Here is a 15,419-nt window from a genome sequence, read left to right on the forward strand (position 1 = left end):
GTGCTTTGACGGGTGCGTTCACGATCGATACTCCAAACTTTCAAGGCGAGGGGCAGTTTAGCTGCCCACCGCCTTTCTATGCTGTCCAGTTCGCGTAACGCAAACCGTCAGCCTGCGGCGCCGCGCCGCGCTTCGCGACCACCACGACGGCGACCGCCGCCAGCGGAATCGGCAGGGACGGATACAGCGGGTGCTGCTCCTGCTGCGGCCGGCTGGTGATCGCGATATTTCTTGATCCAGTAGGTGCAATTGGCGTCAGTGCCGTTCAGAACGTTGGCGGCATGAACTGCTTCCATTTCCTGGGGGCGGCAGGGGTTCATGATCGCCGACGTCATGCCAGCGCCAATCACCATTGGAATGAAGCCGGCATTGATACCGTGACGGTGCGGCAGGCCGAACGAAATATTCGACAGGCCGCAGGTGGTGTTGACTTTCAGCTCTTCGCGCAGGCGGCGCAGCAGCGCGAAAACCTGGCGTCCGGCGTCGCCAAGCGCGCCAATCGGCATAACCAGCGGATCGACGACGATGTCATGTGCTGGAATGCCGAAGTCAGCGGCACGCTGCACGATTTTCTTGGCAACGGCAAAACGCACGTCGGGGTCCATTGAAATGCCGGTCTCGTCGTTGGAGATCGCAACGACGGGCACATTGTACTTCTTGATCAGCGGAAGTATGGCTTCGAGCTTTTCCTCTTCGCCGGTCACGGAATTGACGAGGGGACGACCCTTGGCAACCTTCAGTGCAGCTTCGATTGCAGCGGTAACCGAACTGTCGATGGACAGTGGAACATCGACCAGGTTCTGGACGATTTCGAGTGTCTTGACCAGCAAGCCGGGCTCTGTCGCATTGGGATCGACCGCCGTAACGCCTGCATTAACGTCGAGCATCGTCGCGCCGGCAGCAACCTGCTCCAGCGCGTCCTTGATGACGGTGTCGAAATTGCCTGCGATCATCTCCGCGGCGAGCTTCTTGCGACCGGTCGGATTGATCCTTTCACCGATAACGCAAAATGGCTGATCAAATCCGATGATGATTTCTTTGGTCGCCGAGGCAACGATCGTGCGGGTCATTCATATACCTCAGCTGGCTGCTGCGTTTGCAGATGCGTGGGAAGCGTTGTGTACCGTCCAGGAGCCACGGTCGACAAGCCATTCAGACGACTTTTTCAAACCGCCAAACGGGAAGATGTGGATCTGTTTGATCGCGGAAGCGGGGTTGGCGATGGCATGCTGTTCGATTGGGCCAACAACACCTTCGGGCGAATGACTTGTGGCGAGTGCCGTCAGGGAGAGGGCATTCTTCTTCAGGAAGCTGATCGAATTGCCGACACCGCACATGGCGGCATACTTGATCAAAGTGGTGATCTTGGCAGGACCGGCAACGCCGAGATGCACCGGCAGATCGACACCATGTTCGCGCAACGATTCCGCATAGCGGATGAAGCGGTCGGCGTCGAAGCCGAACTGGGTGACAACGCGGAGCTTGGCGCCGGTGCGCTCGCCGAAGTTCTTCTTCAGACGCAATGCTTCGATTGCGACAGCCTCGGAGAACTCGGGGCTGCCTTCAGGGTGACCGGCAACGCCCATTTCGGTGATGCCGTATTTATCGAAGAAACTTGTCTCCAGCACTTCCATGGTCGAGGAGAACTCACCAGCCTGGCGCTCGAGACCGCCACCGATAATCAGAACGTCGGTGACGCCTGCTTCCTGAGCGGCGCGACGGATGCGGGTTTCGAGTGCCGCCTTGGTCGACAGGCGGCGCGAGGCGAAATGTGGTACCGGCTTGTAGCCAAGATCATGAACGCGCTTCGCCGCAGACGTCAGCGTATCCACGCTGTCGGTGCCCATGTCGGTAATATAGACGCGGGTACCAGCCGGAAACAGACCAGGCAAATCCTGCGATTCGATAGCCTGGCGTGCCGCCACTTCGATGGATGCTGCGATCTTTGTCATTGGCTTCGCTCTCAATTCATGAATTGTCATGTCCACCTGCCTTTACAAGCGCCACAAGGCGTTCCCGATCATATTCGTTGTCAATTCGCGCGAGGGCTGCATCAGCCTCGGTATCCAGATCGTCACTCACAGGCACCGGAGTGCCACGGCGCCATTCCGCCAGATAGGCATCGGAATCCTTGGCACCAATACGCATCGCACACATGTCGATGGCCTCGGTAAAACGGAGGGGAAGCTCACGCTTGGCTGCCTGGCGTCCCTTCTTGACGGTCACTTGAGCTGGAATGTCCCGCCAATAAACGACAATGAGATCAGCCATGCAATTCATCCTCCGATGAGGACCCTTTTGCCGGAATATCAGGGGTTAAGCTTGCTATCTCACGACGCGCGCGCACTCAAATGCGACGTGGGCCATTGGTGTTTTTGCGACAGGCGATTCAGAAGGGCCAGAAGCTCGCCGCATAGGTAACAGCGCTGGCGGCAATGAAGGCAAAGCCGAAGACAATGCTGATCGAGACGACGCCAAGGATCAGCCCCGCGAGCATCAGTCTGCCATCCCGCTCGCAAAGCGCAATGCCGATGATTGCGGTGGCCAAAGCGGGAAGCCAATTGGAAAGGGGCATGGGGAGCACGACGGATATGCCAAGGATAGTGGTGAATACACCCAACCAGCGATCGCCCTGCTTGCGTCCGAATGGCCAGTTGCGCGGCCGGATGAATCTCTCCAGCCATTGCAACCAGGGAACCACCTTGTCGGATACCTGACGGAAACGCTCCGGCGATATCGTCTTGTCGCGCATGAAGGCCGGCAGCCAGACAGACTCACGTCCCATCACCATCTGCACTGAAACGAGAACGAGAGGGATCCCGGTGATGACACCTGTACCTGGTGGTAACGGCAAGAGATTGAGAATGGCAAAAAATGTAAGAAGCGCTGCAAAACTGCGATCAGTAAAGGCGTCTTCGAGCTCGGTAAACGACACAGGTGCCGTTGCAGTTGCCGATAGATCCTCGAACACCTGCGAAAGCGAACGCGGGTCATTGTCCGCTGCCGCATGCACAACCAGCTCGTTCGGCTTCATTTCATTATCTGCGTCGATAGCGGCCATCGTCTCGTCTTGTTCGCATTTTGACGCATATGGAGCGGTAATAGTGACATTGCAATGACGAAAACGCCTCAGCGTTTCAATTCGAGGATGTCCAGAAGGGATTCGCGGGCGGGAGCAGGGAACTCGATTCGGAACTCGTTGCGTCCGGTACGATATGCATAACCCACCTGATCGTTGTCGGGTCCTGCGCTGTAGTTCATCGGCTTTTCGCCCGCAACATAGTCGACACCGAGATAGGTGAGGCGCTTGTCGCTGTCGGTGTAGAAACGTCCCTTGGTACGCTGCGACCCGCTTGTCTTTTCCAGCATCCAGCCCGATCCATCGTCGGAAACGCGGCACTTGAACCAGTCATAGACTGTCAGCGGCGGTTTCTTGCCAAGTTTGATCGTTCGGCACTGCCAGTTGCCGACCATATCGAAGTCCTCGCTGAAGGCGAGGCTGGGTTTGGCGAGGATCGCGTCGAGCTGCTCCACATCGGACACTGTACCGCCTTTTCGCGCCTCATCGACGGCCTGCCTCTTGGTTTCTTCATACTTGTCGAGCCGGATCTGATCAGACTTCGTAATCAGCCGTGCAATTGCCCCATCCGCATGGGCGTGGCTTGCACAAAAAAGGCACAGAATCGTTGCTATTGCGGCGCGAAACATCGTGAAACAGCTCCTCTTTGTTGCGTTCGGACGGGAACAGAAAGAAACCGCCGATTGATGGCGGCGATATGAATTAGTGTGCAGCAGCAGACGTCAAGGCCGGGATGAGATCGCCATAACCCGTAAGGCGCCGCTCATAGGCGAGACCGAGGAAAGCGGCCGCCTGTTCGGCTTTGGCGGTCAGTTCAGGATCATCGGTTTGCGCCATATAGATCATCTTGGTGTAATTGCTGAAATACATATCGCGCAGTTCCGGATGGCGATCCAGGCCGAGAGGCTTGACCATGAATGCTTCGAAATGGCGGGCGAGAAAGTCCGTCATGAAGAACGAAGTCATATCATCGTCCCACTGCGACGCGAATGTTTCATTTCCAATGTAAAAGGAGAAGCAATGCGGGCCAGAGATTCGTTCGACACCGTGCTTTTCACAGACGCGATCAAGCATTCCACCCGTGCCGCAATCAGCATAACCGACGAATATCCTGGTGATGCCTTGGGCTTTTGCTTTGACAATTGCACGGTCGACCGAAGGTGCAATCCTGTCGGGATAATGATGATAGATTGCTGGCAGGCACTTTAGCTCTATGTGATCAAGGCCAAACTGTTCGCGTATCGCCAGGATTTCGCGCGCAATCATACCGCACGCAATCACCCGCACGGTCTCTCTTGATTTCATTGACTTTTGGCTAACATTCATGGAACTGATTTTGCTCCATCGCGTTATGCGAGTGTTGGATTTAATTTTAGCAGAACGGGAGAAACAGTCCATGAAACTATCACATATCGTTCCAATTGCTGCTGTACTTGCGGTTGTGGCTCTCGCTGGCTGCGCGAATACCATCCGCGGCATGGGAGCCGATACAGCGAATACGGTCAATGCGACTCAGAGTGCTGGCCAACGAGTGGCAAGGTCTGCCAACTAATTCTTTCTCGATCTGATTCATCAGATCAACGTCTATCCCAGATGACGGCCGCATCTTGATGCGGCCGTTTGCATTCATCAAGCTCCCGAGAGCTGATTATGCTTGCGTTTCATGAAAGCCTTGGCGGTCTCCACGGCTACCGCTGCGTCACGGCAGTAAGCGTCAGCACCCACGGCCTTGCCGAACTCTTCATTCAGCGGCGCGCCGCCAACGAGAACGACGTAGTCGTCGCGAATGCCCTTTTCCTTCATCGTATCGATGACGACCTTCATATAGGGCATTGTTGTGGTGAGCAGCGCTGACATGCCGAGGATATCAGGCTGATGTTCTTCGATGGCCGCGAGATAGTTTTCGACCGGATTATTGATGCCAAGATCGATCACGTCGAAGCCGGCACCTTCCATCATCATGCCAACGAGATTCTTGCCGATATCGTGAATGTCGCCCTTGACCGTTCCAATGACGAGCTTGCCTTGTTTGGGCGCGCCGGTTGCTGCCAGGAGAGGGCGCAGAATGAACATGCCTGCCTTCATGGCATTGGCCGAAAGCAGCACTTCAGGCACAAAAAGGATGCCGTCGCGGAAATCTTCGCCGACGATTCGCATACCCTCGACGAGAGCTTCAGTCAGAACCCTGTAGGGCACCCAGCCGCGCTCAAGGAGAATATTGGTGCCTTCCTCGATTTCTTCCTTCAATCCATCGTACAGATCGTCATGCATTTGCTCGACGAGCTCATCGTCCGAAAGCTCCGAAAGAATGATTTCATCATCGGCCATAGGTCTGCTTCCTTTCAAGCGTTATGCACAGGTCACTAACATAACTGGCAATCATTTAACATATCGGGCAAGTTGCTGAAAACGCATCGCTTAAATGCGACCTAGTAAATGACGAAAACGACTGGGTGTTTGTCTCCGATGCGCCATTGCGTGCCGCACACGGGAACGCCCTTCCGGGTGTCGCGGTTAGGATTTGGTTTGATTACGAAAAGTCTGCGCTTGCGTAGCGCAAGGAGAGAAGAAAATGATTGAGGAAACGCCAGTCGATGCTCCCGCAGATGCGGAAACAGGCAGTGGACGCCGCGGACGCGGTGCTGGTGCAGGCGCAGCAGCACGTCGCGCAGCACGCTCGGGTGGTGGCCCTGGCAAGTCGCTCACCTATATCACGCGCAAGATTCGCACCTACGAAGTACTGGATGAGGAAGGCCTGGCGCTGATCGAGGCCAATGCGGATACGGTTCTGGAAGAGATCGGCATCGAGTTTCGCGACGATGCCGAAGCCCTGGCTTTGTGGAAGGAAGCTGGTGCTGACGTCAAAGGCGAGCGCGTGCATTTCCCAAAGGGGCTCCCCCGGTCCCTGTTGAAGACTGCGCCTTCAATTTATACGCAGCATGCGCGCAACCCGGAACGTTCTGTGCAGATTGGCGGCAATGCAACCGTTTTCGCCCCGGTCTACGGTCCGCCATTTGTGCGCGACCTTGATGGAAATCGTCGCTACGCGACGATCGAGGACTTCAACAATTTCGTTAAACTCGCCTATATGGCGCCATCGATCCACCATTCGGGCGGTACGGTGTGCGAGCCGGTGGACGTACCGGTCAACAAGCGCCATCTTGATATGGTCTATGCCCATATCAAATATTCCGACAAACCGTTCATGGGTTCGGTCACAGCGCCGGAGCGTGCGGAAGATACGATTTCCATGTGCAAGCTGGTGTTTGGCGAGGATTATCTCGATCAGAACACAGTTTTGACCAGCCTTATCAACGCCAATTCGCCGATGGTATTCGATGAAACCATGGTGGGTGCATTGAAGGTCTATGCGCGCAACAACCAGGCATGCATCGTGACGCCGTTCATTCTCGCGGGTGCGATGAGTCCGGTGACTGTGGCAGGCACGCTGACCCAGGTTCTGGCTGAAGTTCTTGCGGGTGCGGCGTTTACACAGCTGATCCGCCCAGGCGCGCCGGTGATTTTTGGCACATTCGCTTCATCGATCTCCATGCAGTCAGGCGCGCCGACCTTTGGTACGCCGGAGCCGTCACTCGTTTCCTATGGCGCGGCGCAATTGGCACGCCGTCTCGGACTGCCTTTCCGTACCGGCGGCTCGCTCTGCGCTTCGAAAGTATCCGATGCGCAGGCTGCCTATGAGAGCGCCAATACGCTGAACTCGACGCTGCTGGCCGGAACGAATTTCGTTCTGCATTCGGCGGGATGGCTCGAAGGCGGTCTGGTTTCATCCTATGAGAAATTCATGATGGATATCGATCAGCTTGGCATGGCGCAGAAGATCGCCGAGGGTGTCGATCTGTCCGAGAATGGTCAGGCAATGGACGCCATTCGTCAGGTTGGACCGGGGAGCCACTATCTCGGTTGCGACCATACCCAGGCGAACTTCCAGACGGCCTTCTATCGCTCGAACATCGCCGACAACAATTCCTACGAGCAATGGCTGGCCGAAGGCGAGAAGCGTGCTGACCAGCGCGCCAACGAGCTTGCTCGCCGCTGGCTGGAGACTTACGAAGCTCCCTATCTCGATCCGGCGATCGATGAATCGCTCAAGGAGTTCATCGCCAAGAAGAAGGCTTCGATGCCCGACGCCTTCACTTGAAAGAAGCCCGAGGACGGCCGGGCTAAAGTGGCCAATCTGATCCACAAGGAAGTCTGGGCCTCAGCTGTAAAGGGTCCAGATGCGGGATGAACTATCGCCCCTCGATTCTCGATGATATTGCCGCCGCGCTGGAGCCTTATGGGATGGTTCCGCGCGGCGGGTTTGTTTTTGATGATAAAAATCAAGCTCCGCAGATAACCGAAGGCGCCAGACCACAAAGTGTCATCCTGGCGGGGCACTTCGGCTCATCAATTTGGCCGCATTTCGTGCAGTGGCGAGAAGATCATCCGAGCGCGCAAGATCCGCTCGATACGTGGTCCAGGGAAGTTCTGACTGCTGTTGCCGCAAAACTCGGTGCAACGGCGGTGTTTCCCTCCGACAAGCCCTATTTGCCTTTCCAGCAATGGGCAATGCGAGCAGAAGGCTTGTGCGCTTCGCCCCTGGGCCTCCTGATCCATCCGGAATATGGCCTCTGGCAGGCGTTTCGCGGCGCGTTGTTGTTTGATCGCGCTCTCGACTTGCCAGCTCGCGGTGCGCAACGTTCTCCTTGTGTAGACTGCCAAGACAGGCCGTGTCTTTCGGCATGCCCAGTGAATGCTTTTTCCGTCAACGGATATGACGTCGCCCGGTGTCGTGGTCATCTTGCTTCCGGAGAAGGGGACGCGTGTTTGAATGGCGGTTGCCTGGCGCGCCGCGGCTGTCCCGTAGGCAGGGAGCACGCCTACGGGGAGGCACAGATGCGGTTTCATATGGATGCGTTCGCGAAAAGCTGAATTGGACAGATCTTGCGCAAAAAAATTACCGCTATTTCAAATGGTTAGCAGCGCCTAACATAAAAAGATATATCGTTGACTTGATTAAAGATATATCTTTGTATAGATATTGCTTATGAAAGATATAACTAGGAGACATCATTCCATGTATGGTCATTGCAGAAAAAACCACAGCCATGGCGGCGATCAATGGTCGCGCGTCGATACAATGTCAGGTTCGCACGAGGGTGGGGGGCGCTTTGGCGGACGCGGACGCGGCGGTCCATTCGGGCGACATCAAGGCGGTCCATTTGGCGGGCGCGGTCCGCGCATGTTCGATCCAGGCGCATTGCGCCTTGTCGTCCTCGGCTTGATTGCGGAAGAGCCGCGTCACGGCTACGACGTCATCAAGGCACTGGAGGCACGATTCCAGGGCGCCTACAGCCCGAGTGCCGGTGCGATTTACCCGATGCTGCAGATGATGGAGGAGGCGGATCTCGTCACCTCCACCACAACTGGCAACAAACGCCTCTATACGATAACAGATCAGGGGCTAACCTATATCGAGGAGAACCGGGCGGAGTTGGACAAGATTAACGCCCAACTCGACAACGCCTCTGGCGAGATACGGGGTGCCGCTTTGGGCGAGGAGATGCATGCATTGAGCTTCGCGCTTCGCTCGAAACTTCGCAGTGGCTCGCTGACGACGGAAAAGGCGGATCAGTTGCGCGAAATCCTGAAAAGGGTTCGCCGCGAGATCGAAGACCTGTGACAACCCCGGGATAGGGTTGACAGAACCAGCGGATCAAACCGCTGGTTCTTCATCAGAAATGTTTAGCCGCGGCGTCCGCGACGTTCGCGTTTTGGTGTGTCGTCCGCGTGGGCGGCGAGCTTGTTACGCATTGGTCCTATGGTTTCGACGATCGTCTCAACCGTCGGACGCGGGCCGTTGACGTGGCTGTCGAGCGCCTTGCGCATCGCTGCCAAATGCTCAAACGAGGTGCCACAGCACCCGCCAATGATTCTGGCGCCGCCGTTGATGGCAAGGCGCGCATAATTTGCCATCAAGTCTGGCGTGCCGGAATAAAAGATCTCGGCCCCACGAAATTCGGGAATGCCGCAATTGCCCTTGATGACAATGGTCGCAGACGGATCGGCTTCACTCATGTCAAGAAGCGATGCGAGAATATCCGAAGCGCCGACGCCGCAATTGGCGCCAACGGCGACCGGCTTTTCGCCGAGGCCATCGACAACACCATGAATTTCTTTCGGTGGCAGGCCCATCATGGTCTTTCCGGCCGTATCGAACGAGCCGGTGTAGACATAGGGCAGGCCAACCTTGACCGCAGCTTCGGCAGCGGCACGAATTTCGCCGGGCGCTGACATGGTTTCGATCCAGGCAACATCGACACCGCCGGCTTTCAAGCCTTCCAACTGTTCGGTGAAGGCCGCAACCGCATCTTCTTCAGTCAACGCGCCAAGCGGCACCAGCAATTCACCAGTTGGACCAACCGATCCAGCAACGATGACCTTGCGGTCCGCCTTGTCTGCTACACCACGGGCAAGTTCAGCCGCTTTCTTGTTGAGCTCAAACACGCGATCTTGCGCGTGATGCAGCTTGAGGCGATGCCGCGTTCCACCAAAGGAATTGGTCAGGATGATATCTGCGCCGGCGTCAACAAAGCCCTGATGCAACGCGATGATCTTTTCCGGCTGGGCTTCGTTCCAGAGCTCCGGCGCTTCGCCTGCTTCCAGGCCAGTTGCAAATAAGTTCGTGCCTGTCGCGCCGTCAGCCAGCAAAACGCCTTTTTCGGCGATGAGATCAGCGAGTGGATTTGCAATGGTCATGACGCATATTCCTTTAGGGTCGAATAGATAACGATATAAGGAAGTCTTTATATGTGGTCAATAATCAATTGCGACAAGGTTTGCCGCAAGCTTAAACAACTTTGAGTGAAGAGACATAGCTCGCGACTTCATGGGCATTGACCTTGGCCATGCGGATCAGTCCATCGAAGTGCCGCTGCATGGTCAGTACGGCTTCGGTTGTATAAAGGACCAGGTACATCTCGCCGACAAATATCGCGGCGCGATAGGGACCGAAGACCGTATAGGGAACCGAATAGCGTTCCCGTCCGTCGAACAGATAAAGCCGGAAGGATGGATACAACTCATCGAGCAGCGATGCCATGTGTTGCAGCTGTTCAGCGCGTGATTTGCGCGGAAGGTTGCCCCAGATGCTGCAGCCGGTCGCGAAGTCCTCGAGGGTCTGAAACGGCATGCACACTTCCATGTCCGTGCCGGGCTGGCGATTATAGTCCAGGCGGAACGCCGTTTCGCTCATTTGCGTTGCCGGGTCGCGGTGGACCATCGAGGTTTCGTAGGCAATTACATCTTGTGTGCGCAGGAGATCGGGAATGCGGGCTGGTACATAGCGTATCTTCGTACCGGTCGCCTCCGCATGCCATTTTACGAGCAACGTCTGATTGTCAAACCCTTGTTCGATTTCGAGACTTGGGCGCAGTTCGCCGGTGATCCCCTCATCCTGGCTGAGACCGAGCAGCCAATCCAGAGACACTGCGTAGCGCTCGGCGATGTTGAGCAATGTTTCGACACGCGGGAGACGTGTGGATTGACCGGACAAGAGTTGCGAAAGCGCTGACCGGTCGATGCCGACAGAGGCGGCAAAAGACGACTGGTTGTCACCGCTACGAGCGAGGAGGCTTTTCACACGCTCCTGAAACAGACGGGAAAGATCGCGTTTATCCATTTTTTCTCCGCTTTGTTTACTTAACACAACAATTGCGCTATTTGGTGCGCATAATCAACACTTTCTCACAAGATTCTCATTGCTGACAATTCCTGACAATGAGACCATGAAAAACATGGAATCAGAAAGACATACCGAAACAACAGCATCCCAGCCTACGCGAAAGCGCCTCGGCATTGAGTGGCCAACCATTGGCCTCATGATCGTCTGCTACGGGCTTTGGTTTACCTCCGGCTATTACATATATCCCTTCATGCCGATCCTGGCTTTGGCCTTGATGGCGGTTGCAGTCGCGTTCCATTCTTCGCTGCAACATGAGGCCCTGCACGGCCATCCGACACGCAGCGGCACGATCAATGAAGTCCTGGTTTCGCTGCCGATTGGCCTGGTTTTCCCCTACCGACGCTACAAGCACCTGCATCTCAAGCACCACGCGGATGAACGGCTGACGGATCCATATGACGATCCGGAAAGCTATTACCGTGCTTTGGGTGATTGGGAAAAACTGCCAGCGTTCGTCAGGGTATTGCTCGGTTGGAACAATTCGCTCGTTGGCCGGATCGTCATCGGGCCGGCACTGATGGTCGCCGGCTTCGTGGTCAACGAGACGAAACTGATTGCTGGGGGCGATGACAAGACCCGCACCGCCTGGCTGCTGCATGGACTTGGACTTGTTCCGATGCTAGCGATCGTGTGGTTTGTCTTCGGCATTCCGCTCTGGCTTTATGCGCTGACAGCTGTTTATTGGGGCCTATCGATCATCTCGATCCGCAGCTATTGCGAGCATCAATGGTCGGAACGCCCAGATGGGCGGACTGTCATTGTCGAAAAATCGCCTTTGGCACTTATCTTTCTCAACAACAATCTGCATTTCGTCCATCACAAGCGTCCGACTGTGCCGTGGTATCGTCTGCCGCAACTCTACCGCGAGCAGCGCGAGGAATGGCAACGCATGAATGGCGGCTATGTCTTCCGCAACTATTTCGAGATCCTGCGAGCCTACGCCTTCCGCAAGAAGCAGGACGTGGTGCATCCCGTTCTGCGGCGCGAGCCGGCGCCTGGCCGTGCTTTCCGTCCGCGCCGTCACGGCATCAGCCTGCAGGGCGGTTCTACTCTCCCTATTCCCGCCGAGCCGCCTAAAGAGTAGGACTCAGGTCAAGGCGGCCTGCAAATGGCGTTTTTCTACGCTTCCGGTGCTCACGTACTCAATGTGTGCTGCGCTCCGGTTCTCGAAAACCACCATTTTCGGCTCGCCTTGATCTGAGTCCACTAGACCTTAAGTGTAGAACATGACCTTTGTTGCGGCCCTGCCGATGTATGATTTGCCCGAACGGCGCGCCGAAGTGGACACGCAGTGGATAAGAATGCGCGATATCCTTCGCTCGAACGGATATGACGCACCTGAATATCTGATGCGGCGCAATGCCGACCTTCCGGCAGTTCCTGGTGGTATCAAGGATGCTGCAGGCAATGTCATCGCACCGGACCCGGCAACGCTTCCCCCTGACGAGCTTGATCTGCCGACGCTATGGCGTCATCCGGATTTGCTGATTACGCAGACCTGCTGGGGGCCGATGGAACTGGGTCTTGAGACGCATGTCCATCTCGCCGGGCAGGACGACTATTCCGGCATAGAGGGCGGCGATGGTGAATTTTACTCCAGCGCGCTGGTCATGCGCCGGGGCGAAGGGACACCGGTCGTAACGCCAGCCGATGGCAAAGCCAGGCTCCCCATCGATCTCATGCGGCAGAAGCGGCTGGCCTTCAACAGTCACGATTCGATGTCTGGTTATCTGGCGCTTCAGCGCGATCTCCAAATCGAGGGCGAAACGCTGGGTCTGTTCGTCAGCCTTGTTCAGACCGGCGCGCACCGCGCCTCGATTGAGACGGTTGCCATGGGCCGCGCCGATATTGCCGCCATTGATTGCAAGTCATGGGAGCTGGCGCAGCGGTATGATGAGGCCGCCAGTGCGTTGATCGTCGTCGGCTGGACGGGCAGGCGCAAGGGCCTGCCCTTTATCTCTTCTCGAAAGCTACCCGCGCATCTTTTCGCCTGACGGGTCAAACGGCGGCTCGATATTGATACGGGCGGCACGGCGAATACCGAGAATCTCCACCTCGAAGAACCCCTGATTTTCATTGGTTGCAAGCTCTGCCGGCACATAGCCCTGAGCCATGGAATGGCCGACATAGTGGGCATAGCCGCCGGATGTGACCCAGCCGACAACCCGCCACTCACCTTGCACGGCACCCTTGTCGCCTGCATTGGCAACGACCTCACCGGTCGCGTCAAAGCGCGGTGCGCCGACACCATGACCGGCCTGCACGACGCCGTAATCCTTTGAGGTTTTTGCCCAGATCGGCTCATCACCCATTACGTCAGCGGCACCCTCGCCATGCGGCACGTCAATCAGGAAAGAAACACGGCGCAGCTTTGTGCTGGTTCCTGCGTCGAATTCCGCCTTTTCCCTGGCCGCTGCTTCCCGGCCGATGAAATCGTTCTTCGAGAGTTTGATAAAGCGGTCCATCGAACCTTCGTAAGGTCCATAGATCGGGCGCAATTCGCGGTACCATGTCGGGAAGTTCTTCTCGAGCCGCATGGCAAGGAGTGCGCGCATGCCGAAATCGACGATGTTGTATTCGGCACCAGCTTCCTTGATCGCCTTGTAGACAAGACGCTGATAAGCCGGCTCCATCCAGATTTCATAGCCGAGATCGCCCGTATAGGAGATGCGGTTGACCTTGCATGGTGCGCCACCAACAGCCATCTCGCGGAAATCCATGAAGCGGAATGCGGCGTTGGAAACGTCTTCGTCAACGAGTTTTGTGAGAACATCACGCGCATTCGGTCCGGAAATCGCAAGGCCTACAAGCGTCTGATCGAAGCGGTGGATTTGAACCGAGCCATCCTTTGGCTGCTGCTTTTGGAACCAGCGCATGTGATAGCGCTGAGCAGCAGACGATCCCCAGATCAGGAAACGGTCATCGGCGGCCTTGGCGATGGTGAAATCACCGATCAGCTTGCCCTCTTCATTCAACATTGGGGTGAGGACAAGTCGCCCCGTCTTAGGCATCGTGTTGGTCATCAGGCGCGAGAGAAAGATTTCAGCGCCACTGCCCGTCACTTCATATTTGGCGAAGTTGGCGATTTCAGTCACACCGACATTCTCGCGGGTGGCGCGAACCTCGTTGCCGACATGCTCGAAGTCATTGGAGCGATGATAGGATACGATGTCGCGCGCTTCCGTGCCGTTGGGCGCGAACCAAAGAGGCGTTTCGAGGCCCCAGGAATCGCCCATGACCGCATTCTGCGCGAGCATTGTGTCGTAGAGGGGCGTGGTCTGCTGTGGACGCCCTGCCGGCAGTTCCTCGTTGGGGAAGCGGATGGAGAAACGGCGCGAATAGTTCTCACGCACCTTGGCGTTAGTGTAGCGCAGGGTCGCCCATTCGCCGAAGCGGGCGACATCCATGCCCCAGACGTCGAAGCCCGGTTCGCCATGCACCATCCAGTTGGAGAGCGCGAGGCCGACGCCGCCGCCCTGGCTGAACCCGGCCATGACGGCGCAGGCGGTCCAGTAATTGGTAAGGCCCGGAACAGGTCCTACCAGGGGGTTACCGTCGGGTGCGAAAGTGAACGGGCCATTGATGATCTGCTTGATGCCAGCCTTCTCGATTCCAGGGAAATGCTTGAAGCCGACTTCTAGGGAAGGAGCGATACGATCGATGTCCGGCGCCAATAGTTCATGACCGAAGTCCCACGGCGTATTAACGGGCGACCATGGCTTGGCCGCTTTCTCATAGGTGCCAAGCAGAATGCCGTTGCGCTCCTGGCGGGTGTAGATCTCACCTTTGAAGTCCATGACGCCGATGAGTTCGCGTCCGGTGGACTTGTTGAACTCGATGACTTCCGGCACGTCTTCGGTCAGCAGATACATGTGCTCCATGGCGAGAACCGGCAGTTCCAACCCGACCATGCGGCCGACTTCGCGCGCCCACAGGCCGCCGCAATTTACCACATGCTCGGCCTTAACTGTGCCTTGCTCGGTGACGACGTTCCAGGTGCCGTCAACCTCTTGCGTGAGTTCGACGACTCGATTGCGCAAGGAAATCTCTGCACCGAGTTTGCGTGCGGCCTTGGCATAGGCATGGGTTGTGCCAGATGGATCGAGGTGTCCCTCGACCGGATCCCACATCGCGCCGACGAAATTGGTCTCGTCCATGAGAGGGAACATGGCCTTGGCTTCGGATGGCGTGATCAGTTCGGTGTCCATGCCGAGATAGCGGCCGCGGGCATGAGCAAGGCGAAGGAAGTCCATGCGTTCGGGGGAATCCGCCATCATGACGCCGCCGGTCAGATGCAGACCACAGGACTGGCCCGAAAGCTCCTCGATCTCCTTGTAGAGGCTGACCGTATAGGCCTGCAGCTTGGCAACGTTCGGATCGCCGTTGAGCGTATGAAAGCCGCCGGCCGCATGCCAGGAGGAACCGGATGTCAGTTCCGACCGCTCGATCAGCATCACGTCGGTCCAGCCGGCGCGTGCAAGGTGATAGAGGACCGAACACCCGACAACGCCACCGCCAATGACAACTGCTTTAACGTGGGATTTCATAGTCTTATGCCTCTTGTATGGAAATGTGATTCAACGTGTTGAGAGCTTG

General features: G+C 56.7%; 16 protein-coding genes. 6 read left to right on the forward strand and 10 right to left on the reverse strand.

Going from position 1 to position 15,419, the window contains the following annotated elements:
- Positions 1 to 107 precede the first annotated feature (107 nt).
- From BLM14_RS05460 to BLM14_RS05485, 6 genes are all read right to left on the reverse strand, one after another.
- Positions 108 to 1,070 (reverse strand): methyltetrahydrofolate cobalamin methyltransferase, encoded by a 963-nt coding sequence (locus BLM14_RS05460; RefSeq protein WP_099998455.1) that lies wholly within the window; start codon positions 1,068 to 1,070, stop codon positions 108 to 110.
- Positions 1,071 to 1,079: 9 nt separating this feature from the next.
- Positions 1,080 to 1,952: a methylenetetrahydrofolate reductase gene (locus BLM14_RS05465; protein WP_099998456.1), complete on the reverse strand. Its 873-nt coding sequence runs from the start codon at positions 1,950 to 1,952 to the stop codon at positions 1,080 to 1,082.
- A gap of 16 nt (positions 1,953 to 1,968) precedes the next feature.
- On the reverse strand, positions 1,969 to 2,271 hold the full coding sequence (locus BLM14_RS05470; protein WP_099998457.1) for a virulence factor: 303 nt from the start codon (positions 2,269 to 2,271) through the stop codon (positions 1,969 to 1,971).
- A gap of 118 nt (positions 2,272 to 2,389) precedes the next feature.
- Entirely contained in the window at positions 2,390 to 3,061 is a 672-nt protein-coding gene (locus tag BLM14_RS05475) for an exopolysaccharide biosynthesis protein (RefSeq protein ID WP_099998458.1), read from the reverse strand.
- Between the two features lie 68 nt (positions 3,062 to 3,129).
- The gene (locus BLM14_RS05480) at positions 3,130 to 3,708 is read right to left on the reverse strand and encodes a DUF4893 domain-containing protein (RefSeq protein WP_099998459.1); all 579 of its coding nucleotides are present in this window, start codon (positions 3,706 to 3,708) and stop codon (positions 3,130 to 3,132) included.
- A gap of 73 nt (positions 3,709 to 3,781) precedes the next feature.
- Complete coding sequence (locus BLM14_RS05485) at positions 3,782 to 4,405, reverse strand: DUF1638 domain-containing protein (RefSeq protein WP_099998460.1); 624 nt, start codon at positions 4,403 to 4,405, stop codon at positions 3,782 to 3,784.
- Between the two features lie 70 nt (positions 4,406 to 4,475).
- Here BLM14_RS05485 and BLM14_RS31690 point away from each other — a divergent pair, with 70 nt between their 5' ends.
- Positions 4,476 to 4,631 (forward strand): entericidin domain-containing protein, encoded by a 156-nt coding sequence (locus tag BLM14_RS31690; protein WP_100001046.1) that lies wholly within the window; start codon positions 4,476 to 4,478, stop codon positions 4,629 to 4,631.
- A gap of 77 nt (positions 4,632 to 4,708) precedes the next feature.
- Here the strand turns inward: BLM14_RS31690 and BLM14_RS05495 are convergent, their stop codons facing one another.
- Positions 4,709 to 5,407: a corrinoid protein gene (locus BLM14_RS05495; RefSeq protein ID WP_099998461.1), complete on the reverse strand. Its 699-nt coding sequence runs from the start codon at positions 5,405 to 5,407 to the stop codon at positions 4,709 to 4,711.
- A gap of 244 nt (positions 5,408 to 5,651) precedes the next feature.
- Between BLM14_RS05495 and BLM14_RS05500 the strand changes: the two genes are divergently transcribed.
- The 3 genes from BLM14_RS05500 to BLM14_RS05510 all read left to right on the forward strand — a co-directional run bounded on the left by BLM14_RS05500 (position 5,652) and on the right by BLM14_RS05510 (position 8,762).
- Positions 5,652 to 7,238: a trimethylamine methyltransferase family protein gene (locus BLM14_RS05500; protein WP_099998462.1), complete on the forward strand. Its 1,587-nt coding sequence runs from the start codon at positions 5,652 to 5,654 to the stop codon at positions 7,236 to 7,238.
- Between the two features lie 86 nt (positions 7,239 to 7,324).
- A complete protein-coding gene (locus tag BLM14_RS05505) occupies positions 7,325 to 8,011 on the forward strand; it encodes a hypothetical protein (RefSeq protein ID WP_099998463.1) in 687 nt (228 codons plus the stop codon).
- 145 nt (positions 8,012 to 8,156) lie between these two features.
- The gene (locus tag BLM14_RS05510; RefSeq protein WP_237143467.1) at positions 8,157 to 8,762 is read left to right on the forward strand and encodes a PadR family transcriptional regulator; all 606 of its coding nucleotides are present in this window, start codon (positions 8,157 to 8,159) and stop codon (positions 8,760 to 8,762) included.
- A 62-nt stretch (positions 8,763 to 8,824) separates the two neighbouring features.
- Here the strand turns inward: BLM14_RS05510 and bmt are convergent, their stop codons facing one another.
- Both bmt and BLM14_RS05520 read right to left on the reverse strand, forming a co-directional pair.
- Entirely contained in the window at positions 8,825 to 9,838 is a 1,014-nt protein-coding gene (bmt, locus tag BLM14_RS05515) for a betaine--homocysteine S-methyltransferase (protein ID WP_099998464.1), read from the reverse strand.
- A gap of 91 nt (positions 9,839 to 9,929) precedes the next feature.
- Positions 9,930 to 10,760 (reverse strand): helix-turn-helix domain-containing protein, encoded by an 831-nt coding sequence (locus BLM14_RS05520; RefSeq protein WP_099998465.1) that lies wholly within the window; start codon positions 10,758 to 10,760, stop codon positions 9,930 to 9,932.
- Positions 10,761 to 10,875: 115 nt separating this feature from the next.
- Between BLM14_RS05520 and BLM14_RS05525 the strand changes: the two genes are divergently transcribed.
- Entirely contained in the window at positions 10,876 to 11,907 is a 1,032-nt protein-coding gene (locus BLM14_RS05525; protein WP_237143468.1) for a fatty acid desaturase, read from the forward strand.
- Positions 11,908 to 12,049: 142 nt separating this feature from the next.
- A complete protein-coding gene (locus tag BLM14_RS05530) occupies positions 12,050 to 12,817 on the forward strand; it encodes a phosphate/phosphite/phosphonate ABC transporter substrate-binding protein (RefSeq protein ID WP_099998467.1) in 768 nt (255 codons plus the stop codon).
- Here the strand turns inward: BLM14_RS05530 and BLM14_RS05535 are convergent.
- Positions 12,794 to 15,370, reverse strand: coding sequence for a GcvT family protein (locus BLM14_RS05535; protein ID WP_099998468.1), 2,577 nt, complete (start codon positions 15,368 to 15,370; stop codon positions 12,794 to 12,796). The genes BLM14_RS05530 and BLM14_RS05535 overlap by 24 nt on opposite strands.
- Between the last annotated feature and the right edge of the window lie 49 nt (positions 15,371 to 15,419).

The sequence above is a fragment of the Phyllobacterium zundukense genome (assembly GCF_002764115.1).
Classification (GTDB): domain Bacteria; phylum Pseudomonadota; class Alphaproteobacteria; order Rhizobiales; family Rhizobiaceae; genus Phyllobacterium; species Phyllobacterium zundukense.

What these genes read in the sequence shown, in the direction of transcription:
- BLM14_RS05460 (WP_099998455.1), bottom strand. Translation starts at nt 1,070, where the DNA reads ATGACCCGCACGATCGTTGCCTCGGCGACCAAAGAAATCATCATCGGA.
- BLM14_RS05465 (WP_099998456.1), bottom strand. Translation starts at nt 1,952, where the DNA reads ATGACAAAGATCGCAGCATCCATCGAAGTGGCGGCACGCCAGGCTATC.
- BLM14_RS05470 (WP_099998457.1), bottom strand. Translation starts at nt 2,271, where the DNA reads ATGGCTGATCTCATTGTCGTTTATTGGCGGGACATTCCAGCTCAAGTG.
- BLM14_RS05475 (WP_099998458.1), bottom strand. Translation starts at nt 3,061, where the DNA reads ATGGCCGCTATCGACGCAGATAATGAAATGAAGCCGAACGAGCTGGTT.
- BLM14_RS05480 (WP_099998459.1), bottom strand. Translation starts at nt 3,708, where the DNA reads ATGTTTCGCGCCGCAATAGCAACGATTCTGTGCCTTTTTTGTGCAAGC.
- BLM14_RS05485 (WP_099998460.1), bottom strand. Translation starts at nt 4,405, where the DNA reads ATGAATGTTAGCCAAAAGTCAATGAAATCAAGAGAGACCGTGCGGGTG.
- BLM14_RS31690 (WP_100001046.1), top strand. Translation starts at nt 4,476, where the DNA reads ATGAAACTATCACATATCGTTCCAATTGCTGCTGTACTTGCGGTTGTG.
- BLM14_RS05495 (WP_099998461.1), bottom strand. Translation starts at nt 5,407, where the DNA reads ATGGCCGATGATGAAATCATTCTTTCGGAGCTTTCGGACGATGAGCTC.
- BLM14_RS05500 (WP_099998462.1), top strand. Translation starts at nt 5,652, where the DNA reads ATGATTGAGGAAACGCCAGTCGATGCTCCCGCAGATGCGGAAACAGGC.
- BLM14_RS05505 (WP_099998463.1), top strand. Translation starts at nt 7,325, where the DNA reads ATGAACTATCGCCCCTCGATTCTCGATGATATTGCCGCCGCGCTGGAG.
- BLM14_RS05510 (WP_237143467.1), top strand. Translation starts at nt 8,157, where the DNA reads ATGTATGGTCATTGCAGAAAAAACCACAGCCATGGCGGCGATCAATGG.
- bmt (WP_099998464.1), bottom strand. Translation starts at nt 9,838, where the DNA reads ATGACCATTGCAAATCCACTCGCTGATCTCATCGCCGAAAAAGGCGTT.
- BLM14_RS05520 (WP_099998465.1), bottom strand. Translation starts at nt 10,760, where the DNA reads ATGGATAAACGCGATCTTTCCCGTCTGTTTCAGGAGCGTGTGAAAAGC.
- BLM14_RS05525 (WP_237143468.1), top strand. Translation starts at nt 10,876, where the DNA reads ATGGAATCAGAAAGACATACCGAAACAACAGCATCCCAGCCTACGCGA.
- BLM14_RS05530 (WP_099998467.1), top strand. Translation starts at nt 12,050, where the DNA reads ATGACCTTTGTTGCGGCCCTGCCGATGTATGATTTGCCCGAACGGCGC.
- BLM14_RS05535 (WP_099998468.1), bottom strand. Translation starts at nt 15,370, where the DNA reads ATGAAATCCCACGTTAAAGCAGTTGTCATTGGCGGTGGCGTTGTCGGG.